26 protein-coding genes, 8 pseudogenes and 1 CRISPR repeat array are annotated in these 26,380 nt (G+C 37.5%); of the genes and pseudogenes, 19 read left to right on the top strand and 15 right to left on the bottom strand.

Going from position 1 to position 26,380, the window contains the following annotated elements; all coding sequences use genetic code 11:
* Both K6984_RS25510 and K6984_RS25505 read left to right on the top strand, forming a co-directional pair.
* Positions 1–1,015: tyrosine-type recombinase/integrase (locus tag K6984_RS25510; protein ID WP_221897979.1), on the top strand; the 1,015-nt coding region annotated here is incomplete at its 5' end.
* Between the two features lie 537 nt (positions 1,016–1,552).
* On the top strand, positions 1,553–1,753 hold the full coding sequence (locus K6984_RS25505; protein ID WP_087870671.1) for a hypothetical protein: 201 nt from the start codon (positions 1,553–1,555) through the stop codon (positions 1,751–1,753).
* Between the two features lie 1,294 nt (positions 1,754–3,047).
* Here the strand turns inward: K6984_RS25505 and K6984_RS25500 are convergent.
* From K6984_RS25500 to K6984_RS25485, 5 genes and pseudogenes are all read right to left on the bottom strand, one after another.
* Complete coding sequence (locus K6984_RS25500; RefSeq protein ID WP_221897978.1) at positions 3,048–3,227, bottom strand: hypothetical protein; 180 nt, start codon at positions 3,225–3,227, stop codon at positions 3,048–3,050.
* Positions 3,228–3,254: 27 nt separating this feature from the next.
* On the bottom strand, positions 3,255–3,383 hold the full coding sequence (locus K6984_RS35010) for a hypothetical protein (RefSeq protein WP_263458596.1): 129 nt from the start codon (positions 3,381–3,383) through the stop codon (positions 3,255–3,257).
* Positions 3,332–3,667, bottom strand: a complete 336-nt coding sequence (locus K6984_RS25495; RefSeq protein ID WP_221897977.1) for a transposase — start codon at positions 3,665–3,667, stop codon at positions 3,332–3,334. The genes K6984_RS35010 and K6984_RS25495 overlap by 52 nt, the downstream gene beginning before the upstream one ends.
* A 288-nt stretch (positions 3,668–3,955) precedes the next feature.
* Positions 3,956–5,116, bottom strand: a complete 1,161-nt coding sequence (locus K6984_RS25490; protein WP_221897976.1) for a CCDC34 family protein — start codon at positions 5,114–5,116, stop codon at positions 3,956–3,958.
* A gap of 123 nt (positions 5,117–5,239) precedes the next feature.
* Positions 5,240–5,922, bottom strand: a pseudogene (locus K6984_RS25485) (IS6 family transposase).
* 115 nt (positions 5,923–6,037) lie between these two features.
* Positions 6,038–6,383: a CRISPR direct-repeat array (repeat unit 36 nt; unit sequence GTCTTAATCCCTTCATAAACAGGGCTACTTTCTAAC).
* 91 nt (positions 6,384–6,474) lie between these two features.
* Here K6984_RS25485 and K6984_RS35005 point away from each other — a divergent pair.
* Positions 6,475–6,603: a hypothetical protein gene (locus tag K6984_RS35005; protein ID WP_263458600.1), complete on the top strand. Its 129-nt coding sequence runs from the start codon at positions 6,475–6,477 to the stop codon at positions 6,601–6,603.
* A gap of 27 nt (positions 6,604–6,630) precedes the next feature.
* Entirely contained in the window at positions 6,631–6,822 is a 192-nt protein-coding gene (locus K6984_RS25480; RefSeq protein WP_221897975.1) for a hypothetical protein, read from the top strand.
* Positions 6,823–6,862: 40 nt separating this feature from the next.
* Here the strand turns inward: K6984_RS25480 and K6984_RS25475 are convergent, their stop codons facing one another.
* Positions 6,863–7,042: a hypothetical protein gene (locus K6984_RS25475; RefSeq protein ID WP_221897974.1), complete on the bottom strand. Its 180-nt coding sequence runs from the start codon at positions 7,040–7,042 to the stop codon at positions 6,863–6,865.
* Positions 7,043–7,770: 728 nt separating this feature from the next.
* Here K6984_RS25475 and K6984_RS25470 point away from each other — a divergent pair.
* The 8 genes and pseudogenes from K6984_RS25470 to K6984_RS25440 form a co-directional block, all read left to right on the top strand.
* Positions 7,771–8,127: pseudogene (locus tag K6984_RS25470) on the top strand (recombinase family protein); the annotation flags it as partial.
* 75 nt (positions 8,128–8,202) lie between these two features.
* Positions 8,203–8,886, top strand: coding sequence for an IS6 family transposase (locus tag K6984_RS25465; protein WP_221897972.1), 684 nt, complete (start codon positions 8,203–8,205; stop codon positions 8,884–8,886).
* 118 nt (positions 8,887–9,004) lie between these two features.
* The gene (locus tag K6984_RS25460; protein WP_221897971.1) at positions 9,005–9,364 is read left to right on the top strand and encodes a hypothetical protein; all 360 of its coding nucleotides are present in this window, start codon (positions 9,005–9,007) and stop codon (positions 9,362–9,364) included.
* A gap of 265 nt (positions 9,365–9,629) precedes the next feature.
* Complete coding sequence (locus K6984_RS25455) at positions 9,630–10,403, top strand: IS1 family transposase (protein WP_221894694.1); 774 nt, start codon at positions 9,630–9,632, stop codon at positions 10,401–10,403.
* Between the two features lie 129 nt (positions 10,404–10,532).
* Entirely contained in the window at positions 10,533–11,192 is a 660-nt protein-coding gene (locus K6984_RS25450) for an AAA family ATPase (RefSeq protein WP_221897970.1), read from the top strand.
* Between the two features lie 2 nt (positions 11,193–11,194).
* A complete protein-coding gene (locus K6984_RS25445) occupies positions 11,195–11,533 on the top strand; it encodes a hypothetical protein (RefSeq protein ID WP_221897969.1) in 339 nt (112 codons plus the stop codon).
* Positions 11,534–11,817: 284 nt separating this feature from the next.
* Positions 11,818–11,943 carry a hypothetical protein gene (locus tag K6984_RS35000; RefSeq protein ID WP_263458880.1) on the top strand — a complete coding sequence of 42 codons (126 nt, stop codon included), beginning with the start codon at positions 11,818–11,820 and terminating at the stop codon, positions 11,941–11,943.
* Positions 11,944–12,040: 97 nt separating this feature from the next.
* A pseudogene (locus K6984_RS25440) lies at positions 12,041–12,698 on the top strand (IS6 family transposase).
* Positions 12,699–12,759: 61 nt separating this feature from the next.
* Here the strand turns inward: K6984_RS25440 and K6984_RS25435 are convergent.
* Both K6984_RS25435 and K6984_RS25430 read right to left on the bottom strand, forming a co-directional pair.
* Positions 12,760–13,992, bottom strand: a complete 1,233-nt coding sequence (locus K6984_RS25435) for an RNA-binding domain-containing protein (protein ID WP_221897968.1) — start codon at positions 13,990–13,992, stop codon at positions 12,760–12,762.
* 8 nt (positions 13,993–14,000) lie between these two features.
* Entirely contained in the window at positions 14,001–16,655 is a 2,655-nt protein-coding gene (locus K6984_RS25430; RefSeq protein WP_221897967.1) for a TrlF family AAA-like ATPase, read from the bottom strand.
* A 242-nt stretch (positions 16,656–16,897) separates the two neighbouring features.
* Between K6984_RS25430 and K6984_RS25425 the strand changes: the two are divergent.
* A pseudogene (locus K6984_RS25425) lies at positions 16,898–17,215 on the top strand (IS6 family transposase); the annotation flags it as partial.
* A 77-nt stretch (positions 17,216–17,292) separates the two neighbouring features.
* Here K6984_RS25425 and K6984_RS25420 read toward each other — a convergent pair.
* A pseudogene (locus tag K6984_RS25420) lies at positions 17,293–17,937 on the bottom strand (IS1 family transposase); the annotation flags it as partial.
* A 66-nt stretch (positions 17,938–18,003) separates the two neighbouring features.
* On the opposite strand from K6984_RS25420, the gene K6984_RS25415 reads away from it, so the two are divergent.
* Both K6984_RS25415 and K6984_RS25410 read left to right on the top strand, forming a co-directional pair.
* Positions 18,004–18,261, top strand: coding sequence for a hypothetical protein (locus K6984_RS25415; RefSeq protein WP_221897965.1), 258 nt, complete (start codon positions 18,004–18,006; stop codon positions 18,259–18,261).
* Positions 18,258–18,479 (top strand): hypothetical protein, encoded by a 222-nt coding sequence (locus K6984_RS25410; protein ID WP_221897964.1) that lies wholly within the window; start codon positions 18,258–18,260, stop codon positions 18,477–18,479. The genes K6984_RS25415 and K6984_RS25410 overlap by 4 nt, the downstream gene beginning before the upstream one ends.
* A 28-nt stretch (positions 18,480–18,507) precedes the next feature.
* Here the strand turns inward: K6984_RS25410 and K6984_RS36655 are convergent.
* From K6984_RS36655 to K6984_RS25400, 3 genes and pseudogenes are all read right to left on the bottom strand, one after another.
* Positions 18,508–18,657: pseudogene (locus K6984_RS36655) on the bottom strand (IS1/IS1595 family N-terminal zinc-binding domain-containing protein); the annotation flags it as partial.
* Positions 18,658–18,785: 128 nt separating this feature from the next.
* Positions 18,786–18,962, bottom strand: a pseudogene (locus K6984_RS25405) (type I restriction-modification system subunit M N-terminal domain-containing protein); the annotation flags it as partial.
* A 93-nt stretch (positions 18,963–19,055) separates the two neighbouring features.
* Positions 19,056–20,327, bottom strand: a complete 1,272-nt coding sequence (locus K6984_RS25400) for a replication initiation protein (RefSeq protein ID WP_221897963.1) — start codon at positions 20,325–20,327, stop codon at positions 19,056–19,058.
* Positions 20,328–21,186: 859 nt separating this feature from the next.
* Between K6984_RS25400 and K6984_RS34995 the strand changes: the two genes are divergently transcribed.
* From K6984_RS34995 to K6984_RS25395, 3 genes and pseudogenes are all read left to right on the top strand, one after another.
* The gene (locus tag K6984_RS34995; RefSeq protein ID WP_263458596.1) at positions 21,187–21,315 is read left to right on the top strand and encodes a hypothetical protein; all 129 of its coding nucleotides are present in this window, start codon (positions 21,187–21,189) and stop codon (positions 21,313–21,315) included.
* A 27-nt stretch (positions 21,316–21,342) separates the two neighbouring features.
* Complete coding sequence (locus K6984_RS34990; RefSeq protein WP_263458879.1) at positions 21,343–21,474, top strand: hypothetical protein; 132 nt, start codon at positions 21,343–21,345, stop codon at positions 21,472–21,474.
* A gap of 15 nt (positions 21,475–21,489) precedes the next feature.
* Positions 21,490–21,717: pseudogene (locus tag K6984_RS25395) on the top strand (IS66 family transposase); the annotation flags it as partial.
* On the opposite strand, the gene K6984_RS34985 reads toward K6984_RS25395, so the two are convergent.
* The 3 genes from K6984_RS34985 to K6984_RS25390 all read right to left on the bottom strand — a co-directional run bounded on the left by K6984_RS34985 (position 21,691) and on the right by K6984_RS25390 (position 22,833).
* On the bottom strand, positions 21,691–21,816 hold the full coding sequence (locus tag K6984_RS34985; protein WP_263458605.1) for a hypothetical protein: 126 nt from the start codon (positions 21,814–21,816) through the stop codon (positions 21,691–21,693). The pseudogene K6984_RS25395 and the gene K6984_RS34985 overlap by 27 nt on opposite strands.
* Before the next feature lie 16 nt (positions 21,817–21,832).
* Positions 21,833–21,967: a hypothetical protein gene (locus K6984_RS34980; protein ID WP_263458674.1), complete on the bottom strand. Its 135-nt coding sequence runs from the start codon at positions 21,965–21,967 to the stop codon at positions 21,833–21,835.
* 728 nt (positions 21,968–22,695) lie between these two features.
* Positions 22,696–22,833: a hypothetical protein gene (locus K6984_RS25390; protein ID WP_221897962.1), complete on the bottom strand. Its 138-nt coding sequence runs from the start codon at positions 22,831–22,833 to the stop codon at positions 22,696–22,698.
* 3,201 nt (positions 22,834–26,034) lie between these two features.
* Here K6984_RS25390 and K6984_RS34975 point away from each other — a divergent pair.
* Positions 26,035–26,157, top strand: coding sequence for a hypothetical protein (locus tag K6984_RS34975; protein ID WP_263458878.1), 123 nt, complete (start codon positions 26,035–26,037; stop codon positions 26,155–26,157).
* The last annotated feature ends 223 nt before the right edge of the window (positions 26,158–26,380 follow it).

The following is a 26,380-nucleotide window of genomic DNA, read 5'->3' as shown; positions in this document are numbered from 1 at the left end:
AGATTCGGCAGCTGCAGCGGTTAGTCGCTTTGAATCTTATACAAAATATCGGGATTTTAAGACATTTAATTTTAACCAGGCGATAGGATTTAAGAGAAATCTTGCCAAGCAAACTAATCAGCGTACAGGTAAGCCCTTAAGTAGGTCAACGCTTAACTCAACCCTGAGGCATCTTAAAACTTTTTTCCAATGGCTGTCTAGGGAGCCTGGGTATAAGTCCCGCATTCCGTATGCGGATGCCGACTATTTCAATTTATCCGAAAAAGACGTTCGTATTGCAACCGCACGGAGGGAAAAGCCCGTTTCTACAGTAGCTCAAATTAAGCATGTTATTGAGAATATGCCAAATAATTCAGCTATAGAGCGGCGTAATCGTAGCCTAATAGCTTTCATACTTTTAACGGGCGCGCGAGACAGTGCTATTGCATCTATGAAATTAAAGCATGTTGATATTAGTGCTCATAGTGTATTTCAGGATGCGCGAGAGGTGAATACTAAATTCAGCAAGACGTTTACCACTTTCTTTTTCCCTGTTGGGGATGATATTCAGCAAATTATTGCTGATTGGGTGCGTTACCTTAGAGAGGAGTTGCTTTGGGGGGATGATGATCCTTTATTCCCTAAGACTAAAGTGGTTAATGGTGATGATAAAATGTTTCAAGCATGTGGCTTAAAAAGAGAACATTGGAGTACAACTTCTCCTATACGGACTATTTTTCATAATGCTTTTGAATCGGCTGATTTACCGTATTTTAATCCGCATAGTTTTCGTAAGACACTGGTGACACTTGGGCAGAAGATGTGCCGGTCCCCAGAAGAGTTCAAAGCATGGAGTCAAAATTTAGGGCATGAACAGGTTTTAACAACTCTGTATAGCTATGGAGAGGTGCAACAATCTAGGCAAGGGGAGATTATCCAGCAATTAAGCACTCCGCGCGTTGAATCTGTTACTCAAAGTGCTGCTGAGAAGATTATCCAAGTTGTTAAGGAACAGATGAATCCACAACAGGGGTAACTATGAGTTAGTTTACAGTAAGATATAATGCCTGTTTGATAGCGTCAGCATCAAGTCCTTGTCCACCAAGGCGGGTGCTGGCTAATGGTTTTTTTATAAAGCGTGGTAGTTAATTTACTGAAGTTTCCCAATTATTGAGTAGCTGAAATACACCATGCTGGTGTATCGAGGTTTATTTTAGGTGGTTTTGCCATGTTTATAGCAAACCCCTACTTAATTCCCCTTAGGCAATAGCATTTGAAACGAATGAAAAGACTATTTTTTTCATATAGTTGTAGCATAGTTTCAATTTTACCATAAATAATTAGTAACTACTCAGCGTAATTTAAACTCATAACAGATTGATTTAAAATAATAATTAATGTATCTCTCTGAATTTTAGTCCAATTCCCCCCCCTTTTTAAAGGTGAAAATGACTAAAGTAAGGTTAAATTAAAATATATCCATTTGATTTTAAAGTTAAAAAACACGCTGAGTAGTTACGAAAAATTTACAATTACGCCGAACGGGATAAACCATAATAGCAAACCTGCTTTTGTGGCTAACTGGTTCAATGGTGACATTACCCCTCCACAAGGCGACCGTGAAAGCTTTTATTATGAAGGCAGCGGGGAGAATGACAGCCTATTGATTTTTAAAATTGAATGGCAGGATGAAACACCAAATCAAGAACAATTTAATAGCTTGATGGATGAATCTATAACCGCGCTTGATAACTGGATAGCTGAAAGGTTTTAAAAGAATAAAACAATCCCTGTTTTTAGACAATTAAAACACGGGCATCCATGCCCTACCCTACGGGAAAACAGGCAAAAAGCCGCCTGTTTTTTTTAATGGCCTCGACTTCTCAAAGACTGGTCAAAATTGACAAAATCTTAAAAACAATCCTATAACTCGATGTTCAAGTTTTCAGCTATAACTGGGCTAAGAAAAGTAAATTTTTCCGGCTTTGTTTTATAAGTGATTGATTTACAATGATGTTGATGCTTTCTTTGTCAGTAAAATTATCAATAAAATCAATCAGTTAAAAAACTTGAACATCGAGTAATAGAACAATAAAAATGACTAGCTCCGAGATAATAAATGAGTTACCTAAGAATATAATAAATAACAGATCGAACCAGATGGCTGTAAAAAAAGTGTTAAAGGGGCTTATTTTATAAGCCTTTAAGTAAAGCTGATAGCTCAACCCATTAGAGTCAGATTCCCTTGTATTTTCTTAATAAGGGAATCTTCATATATCGAGTATACGCTAAAAAAAGTTACTTTCCCCTAGGGCTGAGAGTCTGCTAAATTAAAGGTCTACTCAAATTGCTCTGATGAACAAGCGATTGGTTATATTATACAGTTTAAGGGATTGCAGTAATTAAACCCAAAGGGAATCTATGGTTCCCCTTAGCCATGATAATTTATCCTAATTGAGCAAGAAATTGATTTCATTCACGTTTAATAATTAGTTGAAATGAAGTCATACGCGTATTGCCCCCAAAGAGGAGTAACTATAAAACCCTAAATTGTAAATGTAATGATTTCGTATAAATATCCATAGGTTGTACATGACAGTAACCCTAGTCTTTGATTATAAAAGGATTATAGATATAGTACAATCTATATTATATTGTACACTAAATAGCGTTTTATTATGAAGTTTAAAAAGTTACTTCCTCCCTAGGGTAAAGAGTCCCCAGAATACTGTTGCTTGTTGCAATAAGCCAACCCTTTATTTTGGAATGGTTTACCGTTTAATCTTTGTTTTCTGTAACAGCTATAACAAACCACATACCACACACCCAAATTAGTCAATCGCTTATTGGGGGGCATGTAAGCCCCTTAAAGACCCACAAAAACCTTTAACGGGTATGTATGATAGGGGGTAGCTGTTAAAGCGCCTTAAAAGCGATATAAAACGCCTTAGCGAAGAGCTGGCGCGCCATATTTACTGTGAGTTATCCTTTTTAGAGTACTCGGATTCAATTGTAAAAACATCAGGCGCGCCCAAGATAGAAGATTACAGATACGATAAAAAAGTTACTTACCCCCTGGGCGAAGAAAAAAAAACAGGTTCATAACCAGGTTTACACAAATACGTACGCTGAAAATCCTGGAAACGGAGCTTTAGCGAAGTGAAGATTTTTAGTCCGCGATAGCCGTAGGGCCGTTGTTTTGTCGGAGTCTGAGCGTTAGCGAAGGTGGAGACAAAATAAAAGGCCATCCGACACGGCGTCAAGTCATTTGGAGCCTATGTTCCGACCCCTTGTTGGGTCGGGACGAGGTGACGAGGACGAATCGGGGCCGCCGGAGGCATAAGTGGTCGCGTTAAGTTTTTGCTGCTTGCTTGGGCTGGGATGCCCAAAACAAGCTTTCGCAAAAATAGCGACTCCCCGATTCAACCGTCATTTTTCCTACGATTTTTGTGAGCATCTCATTTTGTTCTTGAGCTGCTAATAGATCCTCTTTGTAATCTTTAACGGCTTTGGAGGGCTCCATTGCTATTTCTGCATTGTCTAAGAATATTTTTTTCCAGTTTTGTAGGTTCTTAGGTGTGATGTTATTTGCACTGGCAATTTCTTGCAGTGTTTTTTCATTCTTTAAAACTTCTAATACCAACTTGCTTTTAAATTCAGCACTGTAGACCGTTCTTTTTCTGCTCATTTTAATACTCCAATTTTTTACAAATAGTAACTAATTTGGAATAAGATTGCTTTGATTTCTTGTCTGGATTTGCTGGGGGATTATAAATGTGGATTCTATCTATCAACTGAACGTCTGGTTAGCTTTTTTATATTTCATTCATGGAATATAGCAAAGCACCACCACAAAATTCTGTTGCTTGTTGAAATGCATCAGAATAGGTGTAAGCACTTATAATTGTGGTTCGTCCATCTTTGGCTACGACTTTATATGTTTTCATTTTATTGACTCCATAAAATTATTAATTTATTAAATACCCGTATGTTTAAAAACCCAATCTTTATATTGATAGCCAAATATAGACCCATATACTGAACCAGTTACGAAAGAGCAGTCATAAAAAGGAATATTAAGGTCCTTAGCTACAAGTTCAATATCTGACTTATTAGGGTATTCTAAAAATAGCAAGTAAAAGGCATTGTAAATAGCTGGTGCTACATTGATAGCACAAACACTATTAATATCACCAACCTGGCGTCCAAGTTCTATAACTCTGTAGAATATTTTCTGGTTTTTTTCTACTTTTGATAGTACCTGAAGTGCTTCTTTCCAGTATTTTATATCAACAGTAGAAACGATTTTAAGGTCAGTATTAATTACTGACAGTATTTTTTCTGGAATAAATGCTGTTTTTACTCGTTTGCCAGCTATTGATATCAGAGTCATAAATTTAATATGATCTGAGAGCTCTTTCGATGGCTTATCAATTGTTCGGGCTACACTTAAAAATTGAGTACTTAAACTATCAGTTCCAAATAATTTTGGCTTATGTAACATATCACTATAGCTTTGTAAGAGTTCCTTAAGGTCTTCCACATTCTTATCTAGGGATAAATTTTCACCAATTAAGCTGGTGTTGTTTTCAATATTTTTATATTTCCCCAATGCATATATTTGCATAGTCCTATCAACTATTGAAAGTAACACTTTACTGCAATATGATATTCCATGCTTTGTAGCAAGCTCAATCCTTATTTGGTTCATTACCAATTGAGGCCCATCCTCTACGGCTTTAATTTCCCTACTAATTGAACCTAAATACTCAGATTTTTCAAATCCAGAGTTAATAACAAAAGATTTTGAATCGCTATTCCCTACAAACGCTGCATCTAGTTCTTCTAAAATAAAGTCTTTTGCTAATTGTTTATTATCCCCTAAGCGACTTACAATTCGATTAACATATGGGGTACTGATCTGGTTAATGCGTTCTTTTTTGATAGACTCTTTTGAGGTTTTTTTCTCTTCTCTTTCTTTTTGTTGGTTATGCTTTTTATTTCTTTCTTGATATTGCTTTGTTTTTTCTGCAATAAATTGTTTTTCAACAATGATACGTTCCTGCCTATCTTTCTCTTCTTTTAATTTACGCAGGTATTTATTATAGGCTTTTTCTTTTGCCTTCTTTTTGCTCATTATTTAAATTTCCCTGTATATACTTACATTGATCGGGTCTATTTTCTGATTTTTTTATATTAAAAATGGTGGTTCTGTCGCAATAATTATCAAAAGCTCAGGCCTCCTAGTCTTCAGGCATAACTATCCTGCTAAAGCCATAAACTGCTTATAAGCAGGAATATTTTCCTCAGACAATTGCCCCTTTCGGATGATATGTGCCGTTTCAATTCCATCAATTGTTGCTTGGGCGGAGTGAAACGCTTTAAAGCCCATCATCGGTTTTGTTATTTTTTTGATAAAGCGATGATCCTGTTCGATGATGTTATTCAAATATTTAACTTGTAATATGTCAATCATAGTGGCAAACCCAGCGAGGATTAACAAGAGGTTAATATTGGCTAATCCTGCATAGTTAGCGCCACTTTTATCCATAACGACCTTATCAGGAAAGCCATTATTGTTAATCGTTTGTTTGAAAAATGCGGTTGCAGCCTCTTCATCACGGTGCTCAGAAAGCATGAAATCAAGCGTATCCCCGCGACTATCAACAGCTCGGTATAAATAGATCCACTGAGCCTTCACTTTGATATACGTTTCATCCATGCGCCACGATTTATTGGTTTCTCGTTTCTGAGATTTAGCTTTTACAGCAATGGCAGGAGAATAACGGATAACCCAACGATTGAGCGTAGCATGATCCACTTCAACACCTCTTTCTTCCATAATTTCTTCAAGGTCGCGATACGAAACGCCATACCTGACATAAAAGAAAACAGCATAAAGAATGACATCTTTGGGAAGTGAGTGCCTTTGAAGCTGAGCATATGATCTACCTTTTATTGAAATTGAGAATTATGATAGCAGATAACGTCGGGAAGGGGTATTTATGCGACAGAACCTTCTAACTGATTGCGTTGATTGTATTGAGTGTGTTGACTGGTCTTAATCCCTTCATAAACAGGGCTACTTTCTAACCATACTGAAGAGACAGATTACTCCAATTTAAAGGGTCTTAATCCCTTCATAAACAGGGCTACTTTCTAACGAATGTAATTGGAGAACTGTACTAACGTTTGTCTTAATCCCTTCATAAACAGGGCTACTTTCTAACGGAAGAAGTGCTAACAGTAGGAGTGGATCTGTACTAGGTCTTAATCCCTTCATAAACAGGGCTACTTTCTAACACTAGAGTTGACTAGGGCTAATCCCTGCATAAACAGGGCACTTTCTAACTGATAGACAGAGTAAGGTCTTAATCCCTTCATAAACAGGGCTACTTTCTAACAGCTCGCCGCTAATAACCCTTTATTATCAATAGACTGCAAAGGGGGTTCACAAGTGCACTTAAAAATAATTTTTTCGGGGAGTCGCTATTTTTGCGAAAGCTTGTTTTGGGCATCCCAGCCCAAGCAAGCGGCAAAAACTTAACGCGACCACTTATGCCTCCGGCGGCCCCGATTCGTCCTCGTCACCTCGTCCCGACCCAACAAGGGGTCGGAACATAGGCTCCAAATGACTTGACGCCGTGTCGGATGGCCTTTTATTTTGTCTCCACCTTCGCTAACGCTCAGACTCCGACAAAACAACGGCCCTACGGCTATCGCGGACTAAAAATCATCACTTCGCTTAGGCTACGTTTCCCTGATTTTCAGCGTATGACTCTCTTTTTCACACAAATCTTCACTATTCTTACTCTTTTACATTTATCGAGACATGAAGACTAATTGACTCGACAAGACCATTATACATAGTTCCATAAAACACTTAAGCATAATTATTTTGTAAATAACCATCAAAATCGAACACTGTAAGTACGGATTTATAATGATTTTTTTGCACACCAAAACTAGCACCCAAACTAACACAAAGAAAGTAATGATCGCCTTTTAATAAAGTCACTACTGTATCTAGCGCACCTGCATCAGGGTATTGTCCTGATAACATCCGCCTTACTTTAGTATCTCGGACTGAAAAATTCTCATACAATTCGCCCTGATAATAAAAAGCGGTCTTTAGTTTGCGCTCAAATTTGCCGGTAAAACGATTAATTGCGGTATCTAGTGGGGTTAAATCAGCGCATAAAAATAGAGATATTGTTACAAAGCTAATGACTGTCTCATAAATAGAAAAGGCACAGAATCTAGCAAGTGAATGGATGAAAACACACGCTGAAAATCAGTGAAAAGGAGCCAAAGCGAAGTGATGATTTTTAGAGTTCTGTCGCACTAATTATCAAAAGCTCAGGCCTCTTAGTCTTTAAGAATAACTACCCCGCTAAAGCCATAAACTGCTTATAAGCAGTAATATTTCCTCAGACAATTGCCCCTTTCGGATCATATGTGCCGTTTCAATTCCATAAGACTATTTATTTCCTTTTATCATTCAACAATACTCTTCGCTGTTGATACGTACCATTTGTCACCGCACCTAGTTTATTCATTCTTTAACTACGCATCCCCTTGGCAGTCCTAACAATTCGACACTCACTAGAGGGGAGGGGGCAGATGCACTGATAGAGGGAGTAAAAAAAACAAGTGTATTTTTAACATCGCCATAAACACAGCTAATCACCATTAACAAGACCTTATTTATAGTTAATAATGTTAAAAAAGGCTGTTAAAAAACTTATCTCATGCTATAGTTAATAAAACCCATGTTAAAAAAGTAAACAGATGAAAATAGGTTACGCTCGAGTTTCAACATCTTCTCAAGATACATCACTACAAATAGACGCGCTTAATGCAGCTGGTTGCGAAATAATTTATAAGGAAAAAGCGTCAGGAAGTAAAAAAGACAGACCCGAACTTGAACAATGTTTAAAGTCTTTAAGGAAAGCTGATACGCTGGTTGTCTGGAAACTAGACAGGTTAGGAAGATCATTACAACACTTACTTGAAGTTATAAATGATCTTGAAAATAAAGGAATCGGTTTCACTTCATTAACTGAATTAATAGACACGACTACAAGCACAGGCAAACTTGTTTTTAATATATTTGGCTCACTTGCAGAATTCGAACGCTCATTAATTGGCTCTGTCGCATAAATCTCCCTTCCCGACGTTATCTGCTATCATAATTATCAATTTCAATAAAAGGTGGATCACATGCTCAGCTTCAAAGGCACTCACTTTCAAAAAGATGTCATTCTTTATGCTCTTTTCTTTTATGTCAGGTATGGCATTTCGTATCGCGACCTTGAAGAAATTATGGAAGAAAGAGGTGTTGAAGTGGATCATGCTACGCTCAATCGTTGGGTTATCCGTTATTCTCCTGCCATTGCTGTAAAAGCTAAATCTCAGAAACGAGAAACCAATAAATCGTGGCGCATGGATGAAACGTATATCAAAGTGAAGGGTCAGTGGACCTATTTATACCGAGCTGTTGATAGTCACGGGGATACGCTTGATTTCATGCTTTCTGAGCACCGTGATGAAGAGGCTGCAACCGAATTTTTCAAACAAACGATTAACAATAATGGCTTTCCTGATAAGGTCGTTATGGATAAAAGTGGCGCTAACTATGCAGGATTAGCCAATATTAACCTCTTGTTAATCCTCGCTGGGTTTGCCACTATGATTGACATATTACAAGTTAAATATTTGAATAACATCATCGAACAGGATCATCGCTTTATCAAAAAAATAACAAAACCGATGATGGGCTTTAAAGCGTTTCACTCCGCCCAAGCAACAATTGATGGAATTGAAACGGCACATATCATCCGAAAGGGGCAATTGTCTGAGGAAAATATTCCTGCTTATAAGCAGTTTATGGCTTTAGCAGGATAGTTATGCCTGAAGACCAGGAGGTCTGTGCTTTTGATAATTATTGCGACAGAACCCTAAATTTCAATACTTCGCTAAGCTCCGTGCCCCTGATTTTCAGTGGATGATAGGAGGAGAAACCATGAAAAATTTAACTATTGGCATCCTTTTAGGTACATTATCACTTAACATACAAGCGTCTAATCCTCAGGCTATTACTTATGGATTTGGTGAGGGATACGCATGGGCGTATAACTGCGATGATTACACAGCCATCCACATCTATGACTATCAAAACATATCTCAAGAAGATATAAATAATCAGGTAGAGAAGAATGAAAATAGAGATGAGGAAGCTTGTAACGTTGTCGTCATAAGAAATACCGACGCTGAAGAAGAGAAAAGTAGAGGTCTTCTCTACGCCCAAGAAAATAAAGACAGGGATTCCTCTCCAGAGGTACTAGATGTTTTACTAATGTTATGTAGGCTATTCTGTATGTAAGAAATAAGGGGTTCTGTCGCAATAATCATCAAAAGCGCAGACCTCCTGGTCTTCAGGCATAACTATCCTGCTAAAGCCATAAACTGCTTATAAGCAGGCATATTTTCCTCAGGCAATTTCCCCTTTCGGATCATATGCTCAGCTTCAAAGGCACTCACTTTCAAAAAGATGTCATTCTTTATGCTGTTTTCTTTGGTAGTGGGTTAAACCTGTGTTTAGCATGAGAGCAATAGAATAAGAAAGTGATTTATTGCATAATTCCCTCATGAAATATTATCAAGAAATCACCTGCCCTAACTGTACTAATTCCAACCTGATGAAATCAGGTAGTAGCGATCGTGGTGTGCAGCGATATCGTTGCCAGACCACAGCTTGCTCAACCAACACCTTCATGTTGGAATATTGTTATAAAGCATGTGAATTTGGAACCAAAGAACACGTTGTCGAAATGGCTATCAATAGTAGTGGCACTCGAGACACGGCTAGGGTTCTTAAAATCAATAAAAATACGGTGACTCGTACTTTAAAAAACAAAGAAAACAGTCTTGTTCAAGTGAACCCTCTTTTTCAGACCTTTGATCAAGGGAAACCATTGGAAGTCAGACTAGAACAGGTCTGCTGTGATGAAGCCGAAATGGATGAACAGTGGTCTTTTGTAGGAAATAAAAGCAATCAACGCTGGCTATGGCATGCTGTTGATCATAAAACCAACACGGTACTCGCTTATGTTTTTGGCAAGCGTAAGGACATTGTTTTCAAAGAATTAAAAGCGTTACTTTTGCCTTTAAATATCAGTCGTTATTACACCGATGACTGGGGCGCTTATGAACGTCATCTCGATGCTGAGAAACATGAAATAGGTAAGAAAAACACCCAAAAAATTGAACGTAAAAACTTGAATTTTAGAGCATGGATAAAACGATTAACTCGTCGAACAATCTGCTTCTCTAAGTTAGAGAAAATGCATGATATTGTGATTGGTCTGTTAATAAATAAGGTGGAATTTGGCAGGGATATTCATGCAAAAACACAGATTTAACCCACTACCTTTTCTTTTATGTCAGGCATGGCGACAGAACCAAAAATACGTTATACTCTAATTAATAGTTAAAAAGATATATAAAAAATATCTTTTTAACATAAAAAAGACATTAAAAAGGATTGTAGAATGCCAAAAATCTATATAGGTGGAAATAAAGGTGGAACTGGTAAGACCACATTAACTGTTAACCTTGCTGCGCTTTTAGCCAGTCAAAATAAAGATGTAATGATCATTGATGCTGATTTACAAAAATCTTCCACAATGTGGAATGATGAGCGCTCGCAAAAACTTTCAAATGATGTAAAAGAAATTTACAGTGTTCAAAAGCAGTCAGGTGATTTATCAGGTGCGATTAGAGATTTAAGTAGGCGCTATGAGTATGTTTTTTTAGATGCGGCGGGTGTTGATCAGAAAAACCTAAGACATGGCCTAATTACAGCAGATGTTTTTCTTGTGCCCTTGAAGCCGACACAGTTTGATCTCAACAATCTATTTTCGCTTCAACCAATTATTGAAGAGGCTTTAATTGTAAATCCTGAATTAAATGTTTACGCGGTGATATCTATGAGTCCAACAAACCCGCGAGTTAAAGAGGTTGATGAGGCTAAGGATTTTTTAAGCGAATTTCCTCAAATTAAAATTTTAGAAACATTTATCTGTGAACGCAGTATTTATCATTTATCTGCGTCAGAAGGATTAGGGGTTACAGAGTTAAAAGCAAAAACAAAATCTAATAAAAAAGCTCAGAAAGAAATTATTAATTTATTAAAAGAAATTGGAGTTTAATAATGGCTGTAAAAAAAGCAAGTGCGCTGGCAGGAAAACCGCTTGAAACACAAGAAGAATTAACGAAAGTGGTAACAGCTAAAAGCTTTACGGCAAAAGGAGGTTTATCACAAGAAGAGTTGTTAAAAAAAGAACAACGTAGAAAAGAAAGAGAAGCTAAAGCACAGCAACTCATCGATGAAAAAAATCCTAGGGCAAATAAAACTGCGTTATCTATGACAATTCGTTGGAATCAATTTGAATCAGAGCAGTTAGATAAATTACAAGACACACTAGGATTAACAAGAGTTGGCGTTATTCGTTTAGCTGTTAATCAGTTAATCAAAAAAGAGTTTTCATAATAGGAGAGTATTATTTAGATTCTCTTTAGACATTCATTTAATGTATAAAAAGACCGTTTTTAGTATATTAATAATACATGTATTGCTCCTAGGTTTTTATCAAATTATTTGGTTCTGTCGCATAAATACCCCTTCCCAACGTTATCTGCTATCATAATACTAAATTTCAATAAAAGGTGGATCACATGCTCAGCTTCAAAGGCGCTCACTTCCCACAGGCGCGCCATGCTGCCTCACGAAATTCTGGGACTCCTGTCACCAACATTCATTCGCCTACGCAGCGAATGGGAGATGCCCTGGTCGCCCTGCGTCCGTCTCAACTACGCACAAAACTCTGCTCAGTTAAGTCTACATCAAATGGCTGGACGGCTATTCGGAATGCAATTCTTGCCTCCCTCGCGCGCTACTAGCGCACTTCGGATCAGCGAATTGCCCTGTCGCCTACCAGGGACTAAAAATCATCACTCCGCTTAGGCTCCGTTTCCCTGATTTTAAGCGAAAGATTTCATTCTTTATGCTGTTTTCTTTTATGGGAGGTATGGCGTTTCGTATCGCGACCTTGAAGAAATTATGGAAGAAAGAGGTGTTGGAGTGGATCATGCTACGCTCAATCGTTGGGTTATCCGTTATTCTCCTGCCATTGCTGTAAAAACTAAATCTCAGAAACGAGAAACCAATAAATCGTGGCGCATGGATTAAACGTATATCAAAGTGAAGGGTCAGTGGGCCTATTTATACCGAGCTGTTGATAGTCACGGGGATACGCTTGATTTCATGCTTTCTGAGTACCGTGATGAAGAGGCTGCAACCGAATTTTTCAAACAAACGATTAACAATAATGGCTTTCCTGATAAGGTCGTTATGGATAAAAGTGGCGCTAACTATGCAGGATTAGCCAATATTAACCTCTTGTTAATCCTCGCTGGGTTTGCCACTATGATTGACATATTACAAGTTAAATATTTGAATATTTGAATAACATCATCGAACAGGATCATCGCTTTATCAAAAAAATAACAAAACCGATGATGGGCTTTAAAGCGTTTCACTCCGCCCAAGCAACAATTGATGGAATTGAAACGGCACGGCACATATCATCCGAAAGGGGAAATTGTCTGAGGAAAATATTACTGCTTATAAGCAGTTTATGGCTTTAGCAGGATAGTTATGCCTGAAGACCAGGAGGTCTGTGCTTTTGATGATTATTGCGACAGAACCCCTCTATGTTATTCAGCATCAGCCACTTTTCTAAATAAAATTGTTTTTAAATAATCATCCGTCAATTCAAATACAGGATCACAATGATTAAATTTCCTCATTAGTGGGATCATTTTAGTTCTTACCCCCATTCCTCTGGCATCTACATACCCATAATCCCGCAATACCTCCATAATAATGGGGTTTCTAGGTGATCTTTGTCCCAACACCATTTTATCAACCGTCATTGAGTTTTGTAGAGCACCAGGACTAATAACTTCTAACCGATCAGAATAAATACCCACTTCAATATCCACAAAACGCGTCCAATCTCTATGTGCTAATGCATTAATAAGGGCTTCTCTAACAGCACCAGATGGATAAAACCACTCAAGTTCCCTTCTAAAATCCTCATCAATTTCATCCACTTCCTGTGTAATAAAGGGCTTAACCTGCTCAATAAAGTTTTCAATAAGGCCATTATCAATTAATTGTTTTACAGACTCGGTTACATCCCATCGGCCAACCAACGGTGCGTCAATAATTAAATCCAAATTAGCCTTATATTCCTTATCTTCACCATCAAAAGCAAAGACTCGTAAGCCAGCCTGTTTAAGGTATTGTCTTGGGTTTTTCCCAAAAAGAAGCAAACCAGCAACGGAGCATAAACCATTAGGCTCATTCAAAAAGCCTAAGCCAGCCAACCTTATTTCCCAGTCATCATCCGCTTTAGGAATATCAGGGTCTTGCAAAATATCGCTCAGATAGTTCTCCAAACGAGATCTATCAAGGCAATCAGAATTAGTCCTTGCGACAGGCAGCACCTCTGTATGCAGCATTCCACCTAATTCAAACAAACGCATCTGTTGTTCTCGTGTCGCTAATTGAGAGGTAGAACCAATACGAATAAATACTTTTTCTTCCTGGCGATCTCTCAAAACATAAGGTTTAGAAATACCTAAAGGGAAAGTAATAATTGCAACAAAAACACCATCATCTATTTTAATTTTCTCATAGAATGGCAATATTTGAGGATGAATTTTATCGCGTACAACATTCATCACCCACTCTTCAGCATTAGGTCTACGTAAACCTGAAATAGTACCATCATCCTCCACACCAAGAATTATCTGACCACCCTGAAAATTAACTAGGGCAACAATTTCTTTAGCTAATTGTTCTGGTCGAATATCATCGCGCTTAAATTCGACCCCCGAATTTTCACCGTTTGCAATAATCTCCAACAATTCAGTTTTAAGCATACAACACCTCAATATCCATATTTAACTTTACGTTGATTAAAAGCCGTTTTTCCACCTTCCAAAATACTTGCCGCCTTATCACGAACCTTAGGCACATCAATTGCCCCTTGTGACTCATTAGGCATACTTCCCTGTCCTTCAAACGAATCAAAAACACCAATCCACTCAGCATCTCCAAAAACAGGTATATTGGCATTATGTGTTGCAAATATAAATTGACGGCTAATCTTAGCCATACGCAACTCAGCAACAATTCTATCAGCAATAAAAGCATTATCCAGATTGTCTTCTGGTTGATCCATAATTAACGGATCTACATTCTGAAGTAATAAAAGGTGTAAAATAGCAGTACACTGTTGACCAGTTGATAACTTATCCAAAATCCTAAAGTTTTCCTCACCCTCATGGGCAACATTTAGCTCAATACTAATGACATCAGGCAATCCCACCACTTCTAACTGCAAAATATGAGATTGGCTCAATTTAACCAATGCATTTGCAACGGTTTCCGTAATCTCCCAGCCACACCCAACTAAAGCCTCTGTTCCTGATCGAATCAACTCTGCAAGTTTTACAGTAGAAAAATCATCCTGATATTTTATCCAATCTAAGCGCTTTTCACCCACCGAATCTAAATTACACTTCATCAAAAAATCTACAATGGGTGTTCTGTCAGCTTCAGGCTTAACGGTAAGTTTTAACTTGCCTTTCAGCTTTTTATTTAGTTTCTTGAGTGAACGCTCAAAGTGTGAAGATCGCGCAACCTGGTATTCAGACAACTCAGTTAATAACTTTTTGCGTTTTAGCTCCAGCTCGTCTACAACCGCCTTCTGCGTAGTCGCTAAGGCCTGCTTCTGCTTGATTCTCTCAACCTCTTTCAATAAATGCTGAGATTCCAATCCAATTTCTCTACCACTCTTACCTTCACTAGACGGAAACTCTTTATAAGTTTTCTCCAATTTCTCTTCTTCTTCTTTGATACCAATATTTAACTCATTGATTGAAGAATTGATAGTTGTTTTTGACACGTTAAACGCTTTTTTCCACTGGATCACAATATCCTCTGTATCAACTTTCAACTTATCAAGTTCCGTTCTGATATTTTTCAAAACATCAGAATGAGGAAGGTTATCCAGTGTTTTATCACTTAAAAAAACGGTGTCAGGTAAAACATCCTGAATAGCTAAAAAAGCCTGTTCAAGACGATATATTTCCTCTTCTGAAGTACGCTTAAGCAATCGCTTTTCTGTTTCTAAAAAAGGAATAACTTTCAGCTTATCCTCAAGTCCAAGAGATTTAAACTGATTAACTTGCTCTTCTAGCTTTGGTAAGCGAGATAATTCATCCTCAGTAGAAGCTATATTTTTTAATGCACTTTCAAGTTTCAATCTGTTTTCAGACAGTAGCTTTAGGGTTTCTTTTATTTTTCCTTCATTATCAGTTGGTCTCGCCTCAAGAAATCGAGCTAGTAATTTTCTTTGCGAGACTGAATTCTGGGCAATTTCATAAATTTCATTTTGTCCATATAGCTCAATCTCTGGCATCAAGTCAGCAGGTGTAAAGGATGAAATATCATCATTTTCATCCTTTATTACACTGCAACTTTCTCCGTATCGCCGTGCAATAGTGAACTTCTTACCATTCATCGTTGATGATCGGATAGTTAGCTCAACGCTAGCTTTAGATTTCCCCAAATTCTCTTTGATAATGTCCTCATGTTGTTTCTGAGAAACAATACCAATAGGCTTCAATTCAAGAACATAACGAATACATTCCAGCAAGGTAGATTTACCCGTTCCACGACCACCGATTACCGCATTCAGGTGCTCAGAAAATTTAATATCAAGACCATCCAGATAACCACCCGTTACCTTCAAGGATTTAATCTGAGAATAATATTTTTCTTCCACGTCACTATTTAATCTCACTCGAGATTCAGTATCCTGAAAAGCTAACTTAAATGATTTAAAACTTGGCTCAGTCATCTTGATAAGACAAGAGGCTCTTAGATCTTTTAAAGTTTCTGGCGTTTCTATATCCTTGGCATTAATAATAGCTATTGGTAATTCTCGCTTATATGCGACCTCTTTATTACGAATAACTTTTCGATAGAATCCATCTTCAACATTTTTAAGGTCTTCAATAGAACCAGGTATTTGAGCGGCTTTTAAACCTGAAAGTACCCATATATTGTTTAATCTTTTTTTTAGCAAACCATTTTCTAAAGTGCAATGGGCAGCATAAATAAAACCACCTATTTCATTAACCTTTGCAATTAAATGTTCAGCACTTAACCTAGAAGGCTTAACACCCTCCTCAGGATCTACCAAGTGAAGATGACCAAGATAACGATCTAGTTCTTGAGAAGTGGCCTCTTCAGAAAATAAACAAACAAAATGAATTTTTTCACTAGAAGTAATTTCAAACCCAGGGAATACCAGAATGTCATTTTTATTCATCAAATCACGAATAGCATCTACACCATCAATATTACCGTGATTAGCAATACCAAGAACCTTGATATTCTCCTGTAAACAGACTTCAAGCATTTGTTGATTATAGTCTGTTTCTGATAGCTGCTGTTCCTGCCCACGATATGAAATATAACTCGCTGGATTAACCTGTAATGCACACTTCCAGAATTTAGCTTGCGTATGTCCCATTGTTACAATCCTCCCAATGCTGAATTATTCATCTTTTACCTCATTAATTATTGAACCTTCACTTTCACTGTATTTTAAGCCTAATTTGGGTCTAATCCCATAAAGGGACCAAATGTGGCTCTGTCGCAAAAAACGAATGTTTGTGTAAAAAATCAACTGTATCCTGTTTTTATGGGGCAAATGGATAAAACGCCATGCAGGATAAAAGACTTCTCAGCCCATCATTAAAATGGTTATGTCGCATAAATCCCCCTTTCCTACGTTATCTGCAAGATGTCATTCTTTATGCTGTTTTCTTTTATGTCAGGTATGGCGTTTCGTATCGCGACCTTGAAGAAATTATGGAAGAAAGAGGTGTTGAGGTGGATCATGCTACGCTCAATCGTTGGGTTATCCGTTATTCTCCTGCCATTGCTGTAAAAGCTAAATCTCAGAAACGAGAAACCAATAAATCGTGGCGCATGGATGAAACGTATATCAAAGTGAAGGGTCAGTGGACCTATTCATACCGAGCTGTTGATAGTCGCTGGGATACGCTTGATTTCATGCTTTCTGAACGCAGTGATGGAAGGATTGAATTTCACCCAAAGTAGGTTTACATGCTCAACTAAAAATTGTACCATTTTTGGGTAGTGGGTTAAATCTGTGTTTTTGCATGAATATCCCTGCCAAATTCCACCTTATTTATTAACAGACCAATCACAATATCATGCATTTTCTCTAACTTAGAGAAGCAGATTGTTCGACGAGTTAATCGTTTTATCCATGCTCTAAAATTCAAGTTTTTACGTTCAATTTTTTGGGTGTTTTTCTTACCTATTTCATGTTTCTCAGCATCGAGATGACGTTCATAAGCGCCCCAGTCATCGGTGTAATAACGACTGATATTTAAAGGCAAAAGTAACGCTTTTAATTCTTTGAAAACAATGTCCTTACGCTTGCCAAAAACATAAGCGAGTACCGTGTTGGTTTTATGATCAACAGCATGCCATAGCCAGCGTTGATTGCTTTTATTTCCTACAAAAGACCACTGTTCATCCATTTCGGCTTCATCACAGCAGACCTGTTCTAGTCTGACTTCCAATGGTTTCCCTTGATCAAAGGTCTGAAAAAGAGGGTTCACTTGAACAAGACTGTTTTCTTTGTTTTTTAAAGTACGAGTCACCGTATTTTTATTGATTTTAAGAACCCTAGCCGTGTCTCGAGTGCCACTACTATTGATAGCCATTTCGACAACGTGTTCTTTGGTTCCAAATTCACATGCTTTATACTCGATGTTCAAGTTTTTGATATTGAGAAGGTAAAATCAGGTATTCTGAGGTTGTTGTAATTTTATCGGTGTAAGCCCATGTTAATGAATGCCCCAGCCACCTTTATCCAAAGCTATATTGACGATTTAAATGATGCGCTCAATCAGCTAAAACCCGGAGCCGCTTTGACACGGATTCAAGCCGCTTGGTTGGGCACTTGTTTAACGGGCATACTGCTAATGAACTCTGTTTGCTGGGCTAAGTTTGAGCGAGCAAGCCTTGGAGATTGCAAAGTAGCCGCATTATCCTGGGTGTTTCGTAAGCAAGTATACCCTGGGACTGGTTGCTACGGGTGAGTGTGGTCTTAATTTTAAAACGTTATGGCATTACTGAAGGTGTGTTGGCCTTTGATGAATCAGACCGAGCACGATCTAAGGCTACAAAACGTATTTATAAGGTTTACAAGCAGAAACACAAAGGCTCCGGCGGGTATGTTAATGGACAAACGATAGTATTATTGCTGCTAGTTACCTCCATTAAAGTATTGTTCTGCCGGGTGAAGGTAAGAGTTTGATGGCAATGGGATGGAAAAACTTGAACATCGAGTTATAACAATATTCCAACATGAAGGTGTTGGTTGAGCAAGCTGTGGTCTGGCAACGATATCGCTGCACACCACGATCGCTACTACCTGATTTCATCAGGTTGGAATTAGTACAGTTAGGGCAGGTGATTTCTTGATAATATTTCATGAGGGAATTATGCAATAAATCACTTTCTTATTCTATTGCTCTCATGCTAAACACAGGTTTAACCCACTACCCATTTTTGCTTACACTCGATGTTCAAGTTTTCAGCTATAACTGGGCTAAGAAAAGTAAATTTTTCCGGCTTTGTTTGGTTCTGTCGCATACAAAAACATTCTTTCAGAAAGGTATTTGTAGAATATAAAACCTAAAATGTAATCACGGAATTCATCCGCATCCATTTTTCCCCTAAGAGCATTGGCAATGTTCCAAAGCTGTTGCTCTAGTATTCTTTTTTGTTCTTCTGACATTTTTCCCTTGTTTAAAAAATATTTAGTTTGTATATAGCAATTATATAACTTTTATATAATTATCAACTTGTTTTTATATGATTACCATATAATTTAAAACCCAGATTCTTCCATTTTTTCCTTGATGTACGCTTCTTTTTTACCTGAAAAATCATCAATTCTAGTAATAATCGGTAATGAAGCTGAAGGCGATAATAAGCCTTTTTTCTTGATGTGAGTAACAGCAAAACCATCACTTTTCACTTCCTCTAAAATGTCTTCAAGAAGCTTTTGTTTAGCTTCATCATCCAGCGAATTAATGAAATTTTCTTTTTGCTCTTTGCTGAAACTCTTAGAAAGCTTATCTTTTAATTTTGCTTTATTTTCCTTAACGGCTTTCTTCCTTTTATCATCAACAGCTTTCTTTTTTTCATCTTCTTCAAATAATGAGATACGGCTTGCATAGTTATTTTTAATAGCATTCACCAGGTAACCACTAAAATTTTTACTCACCTTCCCTTTCTTGTATTCATTTTCTGAATAAGCAATATTTTTTTCTACCTGCTCAACACTAACACCTTCAATAAGCCCCTTTGCTATTTTGTCACTGATTTTATATTCATCAATCAGCTTAGATAATAGCTTCTCTTGTTCATTTGTTAAGTCACTTTTTACATCACTTTCCAAAGTTTCAGTTCTACCATTTTCTATAAAGCCAGTATTCCTGGTGTTTTTGTAAATTAGAAACCTAAAAGCTACAATTTTTCTACCTTCCTTAATTGCCTCAAACTCAAAATAAATATCTGTCTTTTCTTTAAGTTCCTTTTGAGATACTAAAATCACAAACCTTTTTAAGTCATTAATTTTACTGTACTTAGTACCTTCAATTTTCAAAATCAACCTTATTTCTTGAATAGATAGTACCCTTTCCCCTCTGTACTGATACTGTTTCAGAAGCTCATAAAACCTAATAGCATAAGCACTCTTTAACCGAGCAATATTTGAAAAATAATACTTTGTATAATTTTTTTCCAGATCTAGGATAAGGGGCTTTAGGTCAGGGTGAATTTTGAATGAAATAACTCCTTTATCACTGTAATTCACATCAGTAAAAAAGGCTTTTTGCTGTTCAGCTCCACCCTCCGCTTTTATAACAACAGGTCTTATAAGTCCTTTGGTCGCTTGTTTTAATTGTGTATAATTTGTCTCTGTTAAGTCAAAATCATTTAACAAATTTTTGATAGCAAAAGTGTAGAACTCTTCCGCTGGATTATCCCTCATAGATACAACAACCTTTGCAAACAGTTTTAGTTGCATAAGGTTGAAATCAACAGGCATTTCTATAAGTTCATTAGCTTTAACAACTAACTCTTTAAAGTTTTTCATCCTAAAAAAAGTAAAATAGTAGTAATAATTAACTAAGAGTATATTTCTTAAATGCGAGCTGTCAAAACTTTTCTCGCATTTAAGTTAAAAATTATAAGTATCACTAACCATTAAATAACTCGTCTTTAGAACAAAAAGCATTAAACTTCTCGCTTTTAAGCCTTAACATAACAATATATTATTAGTAACAAGTCATTGATTATAATATATAATATACTGTTTTTTACTCAACTATCACCTTACCATTAAATAACTCGTCTTTAGACCATTAAAAAAGTGATATTTAAGTAGAAATCATCGAAAATAAGCTAAAAACAGCAGTAAATCTCGACTTTAACGACACCATTAAAAAACTCGCTTTAACCATTAAATAACTCGTACTTAACCATTAAATAACTCGCTTTAACCATTAAATAACTCGTACTTAACCATTAAATAACTCGCTTTAACCATTAAATAACTCGTCTTTAGAACTAAAAAAGCCTTATTTAATGCACCTTACAGAGGGGTCTAAAGTATTAAAGTGTTGTTAAAGTAATAAAACAACAAACAAGAGAAAAATGTTGTTGTTGTTTTATAAAAGATTTTTTTATGTCTGAAGGATATAAAATCATAAAACGAAATTAAAACACTTCTAAGAGGTTTTTAGAACAAAACCATAGATAGGTATAGGTTTTCAATGGAAAAGACTGTAAAGCTTAAAATATGACGATTTTTTACTATTTTTTAACAATGGAAGATCCTTAAAAAATAGAGATCCTCAAAAACACCGAAAACCATATAATTAATATATGGTTTTTATACGTAAGCTATATAGCTTAATCATCTCTGTAATGAAGAGATCGGGGAGTCGCTATTTTTGCGAAAGCTTGTTTTGGGCATCCCAGCCCAAGCAAGCAGCAAAAACTTAACGCGACCACTTATGCCTCCGGCGGCCCCGATTCGTCCTCGTCACCTCGTCCCGACCCAACAAGGGGTCGGAACATAGGCTCCAAATGACTTGACGCCGTGTCGGATGGCCTTTTATTTTGTCTCCACCTTCGCTAACGCTCAGACTCCGACAAAACAACGGCCCTACGGCTATCGCGGACTAAAAATCTTCACTTCGCTAAAGCTCCGTTTCCAGGATTTTCAGCGAAAGAAGTAAAGCGGGGGCGAATAACTGGAAAGGCTGATTAATTATGAAGAGGATGTCTTGCGCTTCATGACAAATACCTGGGTGCCATTTACCAATAATGCCGCAGAAAATTCGATTCGGATGACCAAGGTTCAACAGAAAATATCCGGCTGCTTTCGTAGCACCAAGGGTGCAGAGATATTTTGTCGTGTCAGAGGGTATTTATCAAGGTGCCGTAAACAAGGTCTAACGCTGAAAATCAGGGAAACGTAGCCTAAGCGAAGTGATGATTTTTAGTCCGCGATAGCCGTAGGGCCGTTGTTTTGTCGGAGTCTGAGCGTTAGCGAAGGTGGAGACAAAATAAAAGGCCATCCGACACGGCGTCAAGTCATTTGGAGCCTATGTTCCGACCCCTTGTCGGGACGAGGTGACGAGGACGAATCGGGGCCGCCGGAGGCATAAGTGGTCGCGTTAAGTTTTTGCTGCTTGCTTGGGCTGGGATGCCCAAAACAAGCTTTCGCAAAAATAGCGACTCCCCGATCTCTTCATTACAGAGATGATTAAGCTATATAGCTTACGTATAAAAACCATATATTAATTATATGGTTTTCGGTGTTTTTGAGGATCTCTATTTTTTAAGGATCTTCCATTGTTAAAAAATAGTAAAAAATCGTCATATTTTAAGCTTTACAGTCTTTTCCATTGAAAACCTATACCTATCTATGGTTTTGTTCTAAAAACCTCTTAGAAGTGTTTTAATTTCGTTTTATGATTTTATATCCTTCAGACATAAAAAAATCTTTTATAAAACAACAACAACATTTTTCTCTTGTTTGTTGTTTTATTACTTTAACAACACTTAAATACGTTTAGCAATCCACACTCGGCAGACCGCCAGGTGGCATGAAATAAGGTTTTGTCGTCTCGACAAGACGAGCGTATTGGTTCATCACTCCCCTGCTTCCTCCTCGTGCCTCCTCCCTCCACCCTCATCCCCCCCCCATCTCCTCTCCCCTCCCCTCCTTTCCAAATCCACTGCTCTCCTCTCGGCCCCTCTTGCTCTGCCGCCCTCCTCTTTCTCTCATCTATATACCCCCCTACCTCCCCACTCTCCTCCTCCCTCTCTCTCCCCTCCGACCCCCCCCCCTCCATCCCCTCCCCCCATACACCCCTCCCCCCTGAATCCTCCTCCCCCATCCTCTCACTCTCCGTTCATACTGTATCCCTGAGACTACCCTTATAACCTCACTTTTACTTCACTTTCCTCCTTCCTCTTCCCATCCCCTCCCCACGCTTCACGTCGTCCCGATCGATCTCCCCTCTCTTCAGCCGTACGCCCCACTCGCCGCTCCCTTCTACCTCTTCCACTCCACCCCCTCTTCTCCCCATGCCTCCGCTCGCACTGCTCTTGGGCCCCTCCCCCTCCTACTCCCTGAATCCCCCCACGCACTCCCAAACGTTTGTAAATGCCATATCTTGTTTTATTTTGGTTTGTGTGTGTATCAAATCATATTATGAGGAATAAAATGCCTAGCGGGAAAAGACAGCGATAAAGATTAACGATGAGTTTTCCTTTTAACACCTTTTTGCTTATAAGAAAATATTTGTTACACAATATGAATTTTTGTTTGATCTACACTTTCCGAACACTGCTTGTCCTTGCTTTCAACCAGGAGGACACAAATGATTACCAGCAATATCAAAAATACAAATGGCCGACCAAAGGGAGCACCCGGCTGTAAATTCAGACCTTTTGAGTCGTTGTTATATATTAAACAGACCGGCGGTGCTGGGAGAGTTGACGCGGGTGGATGTCCCCCTTTTTGGTTAAAAAGATGATTGCTGTACTACAGCAATACAAAAAAAAAACAAAAAACAAAAAGCCTTCTTTGTTTTCTTATTTTTTCTTTTTAGCCCTTTTTTGTTCGCTTGTTTTTTTTCGTTACTCTTTTTCTACTTTCGTTTTTTTAGTGTATCTTTTGTTCATTTTACTTTTTTTTTACTTTTGTTCTCCCCACTACACTTTTACTTTGACTGTGAGTGTATGGAACAGGACATTACGGCTCATAACGCTTTTAATGTATCTTTTTGCTTTATAGTGTGATTATAATGACTATTGTGTCTTTTGTTGATTTTGTATAATTTTGATCAATTTTTATTTATTAAATTTAAAGGAGAGTATAGTACGTTCTGAGCGTGCGATTCAGTTGTATTTGATTCGAAAATTTCTACCCTTTTTGGTGTAACTCCTAACTAACAAGCCCTTATTGAAAAAAGAAAAATTAATAAAACGGAGGAAAAATGGAAGAAAGAGGAAGATCATAGCGAAAAAAAAAAAAAAAAAAAAAAGAAAAAGAAAAGGGATTGGAAAAAAAGGGAAGAACTGAGGTTGCGGTGAAAAAGGAGGATAGGGAGGGTTTAGTTGTTTTAAAGAACAGCGTGACCTAAGGTGAATTGAGGCCTGGTAACCCCCACTGCACCGAAAGGTCGTCGGAAAAACGCCTCATATCAGCATTAGGGTCGCGCATACATCAGCACTAACACCTTCCCCCCCTCCGCTCTCTCAGCCACTGCCGTCCGTCGAGATGAGATGCATAATGTGACATGCTGTGTAGAACGTTTGTGTGTGAGCAGCACAATTCGATCGTATATCACTGTGTGTCCGACTCACTCTCGTTGCCCCCCGGTTGTGTATCGAGACGGAGTCACCCCCTTTTTTTACACCCGACCTTGTTAGGTCGAGAACAAACGCGAGCAATGTTGAAAATGGCTGTCGCCGAGTAATCTCATAAGAAAAACGCAGTCGACTACACAGGCTTTCACAGTAACGTAGTGCTGCGTTGGCTTATTCTCACTGTTAAAGGAGTGGAACCTATTTGTAGCCTTCATGTCCTTAAGGTCTGACTATTTTAATCCTTCTATGGCTTCTACGTTAAGTTTTCTGTTTCTTGCTTGTTTTCTTTATGATGGCTTCTGACGCTAACATGTCACAGTACAGAGGGGAAAGAAAAGTTAAAGGTTCGAGATCCTAGTTGGAATCGGAATGCCAAGGGTGCCTGGGAAAGTCGGTTTTCTGTTTTACTATCTATTACAAACGGAAAGGAAACCAATATAAGGTTTAGCATTCTTGAGAATAAATAACACGGACCGGTAGAATGTATTTGATCAGTTCTAATAAACCGCTTAAATTCGACGGAAGAAACATAAAAATAATATGAAAAGTTGGAATGTTTATCTCAAAGCCGTAGCTAATGGTGTACCAGAGTGTAAGAAGTAATATGATCCCTCGTAAAAAGTTATGGTTTTTTCGGTGGACTCCTTTATTAACAAGTCATCTCAAAAGGAACTTAAGAAAAGACAGATATTTTATTTTGAGTTTGATGTGTATATGCACTTATGATTAGGTGACAACTTTGGCAACAGGAGTGGGCAATTATTTATAAGGAAGGTACGGGGGGGAATATGAAAGCGGGGAAGAGGACAAAGGATAGAGAGAATAAAAATGTTAATGGCTGGATGAGGACTCGAGACGGGAGGTCGGGCGATCAAGCGAAAAAAGTAAATGGTGACTACTAGGATCTTCGAGTCCGTGTAGGCGTGGGGGGAAAGAAAATATTAGCTAGCGTTATGGGGACGAAAAGATAAGGTGTTTTTTGGGTTGGCGTGGAGGCTGGTAGTCGTCTTTCGGTTAGGCGTTAGGCTATTACACGAAACTATAAACAGGTGATGTCCAAGGTTAATCCCAAATATGAAAAAACAGGGGCGTGTTGTCAGTTGTAGTGTGCGATAAAAAATACGAGAAACCGTAGAGAACATTCTAGAAAAAACACATAATAGGAGACATGGATAACTTAGGGGTGAGACCAATGAAAAAGTGAGGAATATAAAAAGGAAAGAAAAACATGGTATGGACAAGATAAGCACAAAAAGGTTAAAAGAGTAAAAAAAAAAAAGAAAAAAAAAAAAAAGGGGAAAAAGAAAAAAAAAAAAAAAAAACAAAAAAAAAAAAATCACCAAAAGAAAAGAATTAAAAAAAAAAAAAAAAGAAAAAAACAGAGGACCTAAAAGGCGGGTGGGAAATAAAAAAGTAAGAAAAGAGCCCGAAAAAAGAATTGAGGAACTGATATATCCCGATTTCTAAGGCAGAAAATATCAGCAAATAAAGATTGAGCAACAAAGCAAATAATTTATTGAGTGGCAAATTGAAAAAAAGGAAAAAAAATAAAAAACTCATAAAAAAAAGATGAATAAAGACCTGCGATTGAACTAGTGAAAGAGCGACGAAAACGGGATTGAGGCAACGAAAAAGCTAAACAACGCGCCGGGAGGGGGGTTGTGGCTGGGGCCGTATACTTGATGGAAAAAAAAAGCAAAGACAGAAGGACAAAAAAATTAAAATATAGAAAGGAAAAAAAAAGAAGAAAAAGAAAAAAGCGCTAGTGATAATGAGGGGGAAATAAAAAAAGAAAAAATAGGCTCATTGTGAAGGTTAGGAAAAAGAGAAAGAAAAAAAAGAATTTGTATGAATTAAAATGTGAGATGAAAGAAATGACTTGAAATAAAAATTTCAATCGCGAAACAAAAAGTAATATGCGAGGAAAAAAAGTAAAAGAGTATAGTTTTGAACTGAATATAAGCAGCTACAGAGGAGCTGGAGATAAAAAAGGAACAGATAGCGACAGCGACAATCCAGTAAAAAATACTGAAAAATGAAACACCTAATAAATACAATACGGATAGAATATTTACGTTATAAAAGCAAGCTAACTAAAAGAAGATATAAATATTAATCAATCAATTTTGAAATAAAATAGTCTGAGGAGTCAGCAATAAAAAACTAAAATATGTAGACCCAACGGATAAAAAACAAGAAAAAACAGGGAAAATAAATTGAAAAAAACGTGTACTGAAAAAATGAAGATAGAAATAAACTAGA

The sequence above is a fragment of the Bathymodiolus japonicus methanotrophic gill symbiont genome (assembly GCF_019721995.1).
Taxonomy (GTDB): Bacteria; Pseudomonadota; Gammaproteobacteria; order Methylococcales; family Methylomonadaceae; genus Methyloprofundus.
The sequence above is the reverse complement of the archived record's forward strand: the minus strand, read 5'-3'. Positions and strand labels throughout refer to the sequence as shown.

What these genes read in the sequence shown, in the direction of transcription:
- K6984_RS25500 (WP_221897978.1), bottom strand. Translation starts at nt 3,227, where the DNA reads ATGGCCTTTTATTTTGTCTCCACCTTCGCTAACGCTCAGACTCCGACA.
- K6984_RS25495 (WP_221897977.1), bottom strand. Translation starts at nt 3,667, where the DNA reads ATGAGCAGAAAAAGAACGGTCTACAGTGCTGAATTTAAAAGCAAGTTG.
- K6984_RS25490 (WP_221897976.1), bottom strand. Translation starts at nt 5,116, where the DNA reads ATGAGCAAAAAGAAGGCAAAAGAAAAAGCCTATAATAAATACCTGCGT.
- K6984_RS25480 (WP_221897975.1), top strand. Translation starts at nt 6,631, where the DNA reads ATGGCCTTTTATTTTGTCTCCACCTTCGCTAACGCTCAGACTCCGACA.
- K6984_RS25475 (WP_221897974.1), bottom strand. Translation starts at nt 7,042, where the DNA reads ATGTTATCAGGACAATACCCTGATGCAGGTGCGCTAGATACAGTAGTG.
- K6984_RS25465 (WP_221897972.1), top strand. Translation starts at nt 8,203, where the DNA reads ATGCTCAGCTTCAAAGGCACTCACTTTCAAAAAGATGTCATTCTTTAT.
- K6984_RS25460 (WP_221897971.1), top strand. Translation starts at nt 9,005, where the DNA reads ATGAAAAATTTAACTATTGGCATCCTTTTAGGTACATTATCACTTAAC.
- K6984_RS25455 (WP_221894694.1), top strand. Translation starts at nt 9,630, where the DNA reads ATGAAATATTATCAAGAAATCACCTGCCCTAACTGTACTAATTCCAAC.
- K6984_RS25450 (WP_221897970.1), top strand. Translation starts at nt 10,533, where the DNA reads ATGCCAAAAATCTATATAGGTGGAAATAAAGGTGGAACTGGTAAGACC.
- K6984_RS25445 (WP_221897969.1), top strand. Translation starts at nt 11,195, where the DNA reads ATGGCTGTAAAAAAAGCAAGTGCGCTGGCAGGAAAACCGCTTGAAACA.
- K6984_RS35000 (WP_263458880.1), top strand. Translation starts at nt 11,818, where the DNA reads ATGGGAGATGCCCTGGTCGCCCTGCGTCCGTCTCAACTACGCACAAAA.
- K6984_RS25435 (WP_221897968.1), bottom strand. Translation starts at nt 13,992, where the DNA reads ATGCTTAAAACTGAATTGTTGGAGATTATTGCAAACGGTGAAAATTCG.
- K6984_RS25430 (WP_221897967.1), bottom strand. Translation starts at nt 16,655, where the DNA reads ATGGGACATACGCAAGCTAAATTCTGGAAGTGTGCATTACAGGTTAAT.
- K6984_RS25415 (WP_221897965.1), top strand. Translation starts at nt 18,004, where the DNA reads ATGTTAATGAATGCCCCAGCCACCTTTATCCAAAGCTATATTGACGAT.
- K6984_RS25400 (WP_221897963.1), bottom strand. Translation starts at nt 20,327, where the DNA reads ATGAAAAACTTTAAAGAGTTAGTTGTTAAAGCTAATGAACTTATAGAA.
- K6984_RS34990 (WP_263458879.1), top strand. Translation starts at nt 21,343, where the DNA reads ATGGCCTTTTATTTTGTCTCCACCTTCGCTAACGCTCAGACTCCGACA.
- K6984_RS34985 (WP_263458605.1), bottom strand. Translation starts at nt 21,816, where the DNA reads ATGGCCTTTTATTTTGTCTCCACCTTCGCTAACGCTCAGACTCCGACA.
- K6984_RS25390 (WP_221897962.1), bottom strand. Translation starts at nt 22,833, where the DNA reads ATGGGGAGAAGAGGGGGTGGAGTGGAAGAGGTAGAAGGGAGCGGCGAG.
- K6984_RS34975 (WP_263458878.1), top strand. Translation starts at nt 26,035, where the DNA reads ATGCGAGGAAAAAAAGTAAAAGAGTATAGTTTTGAACTGAATATAAGC.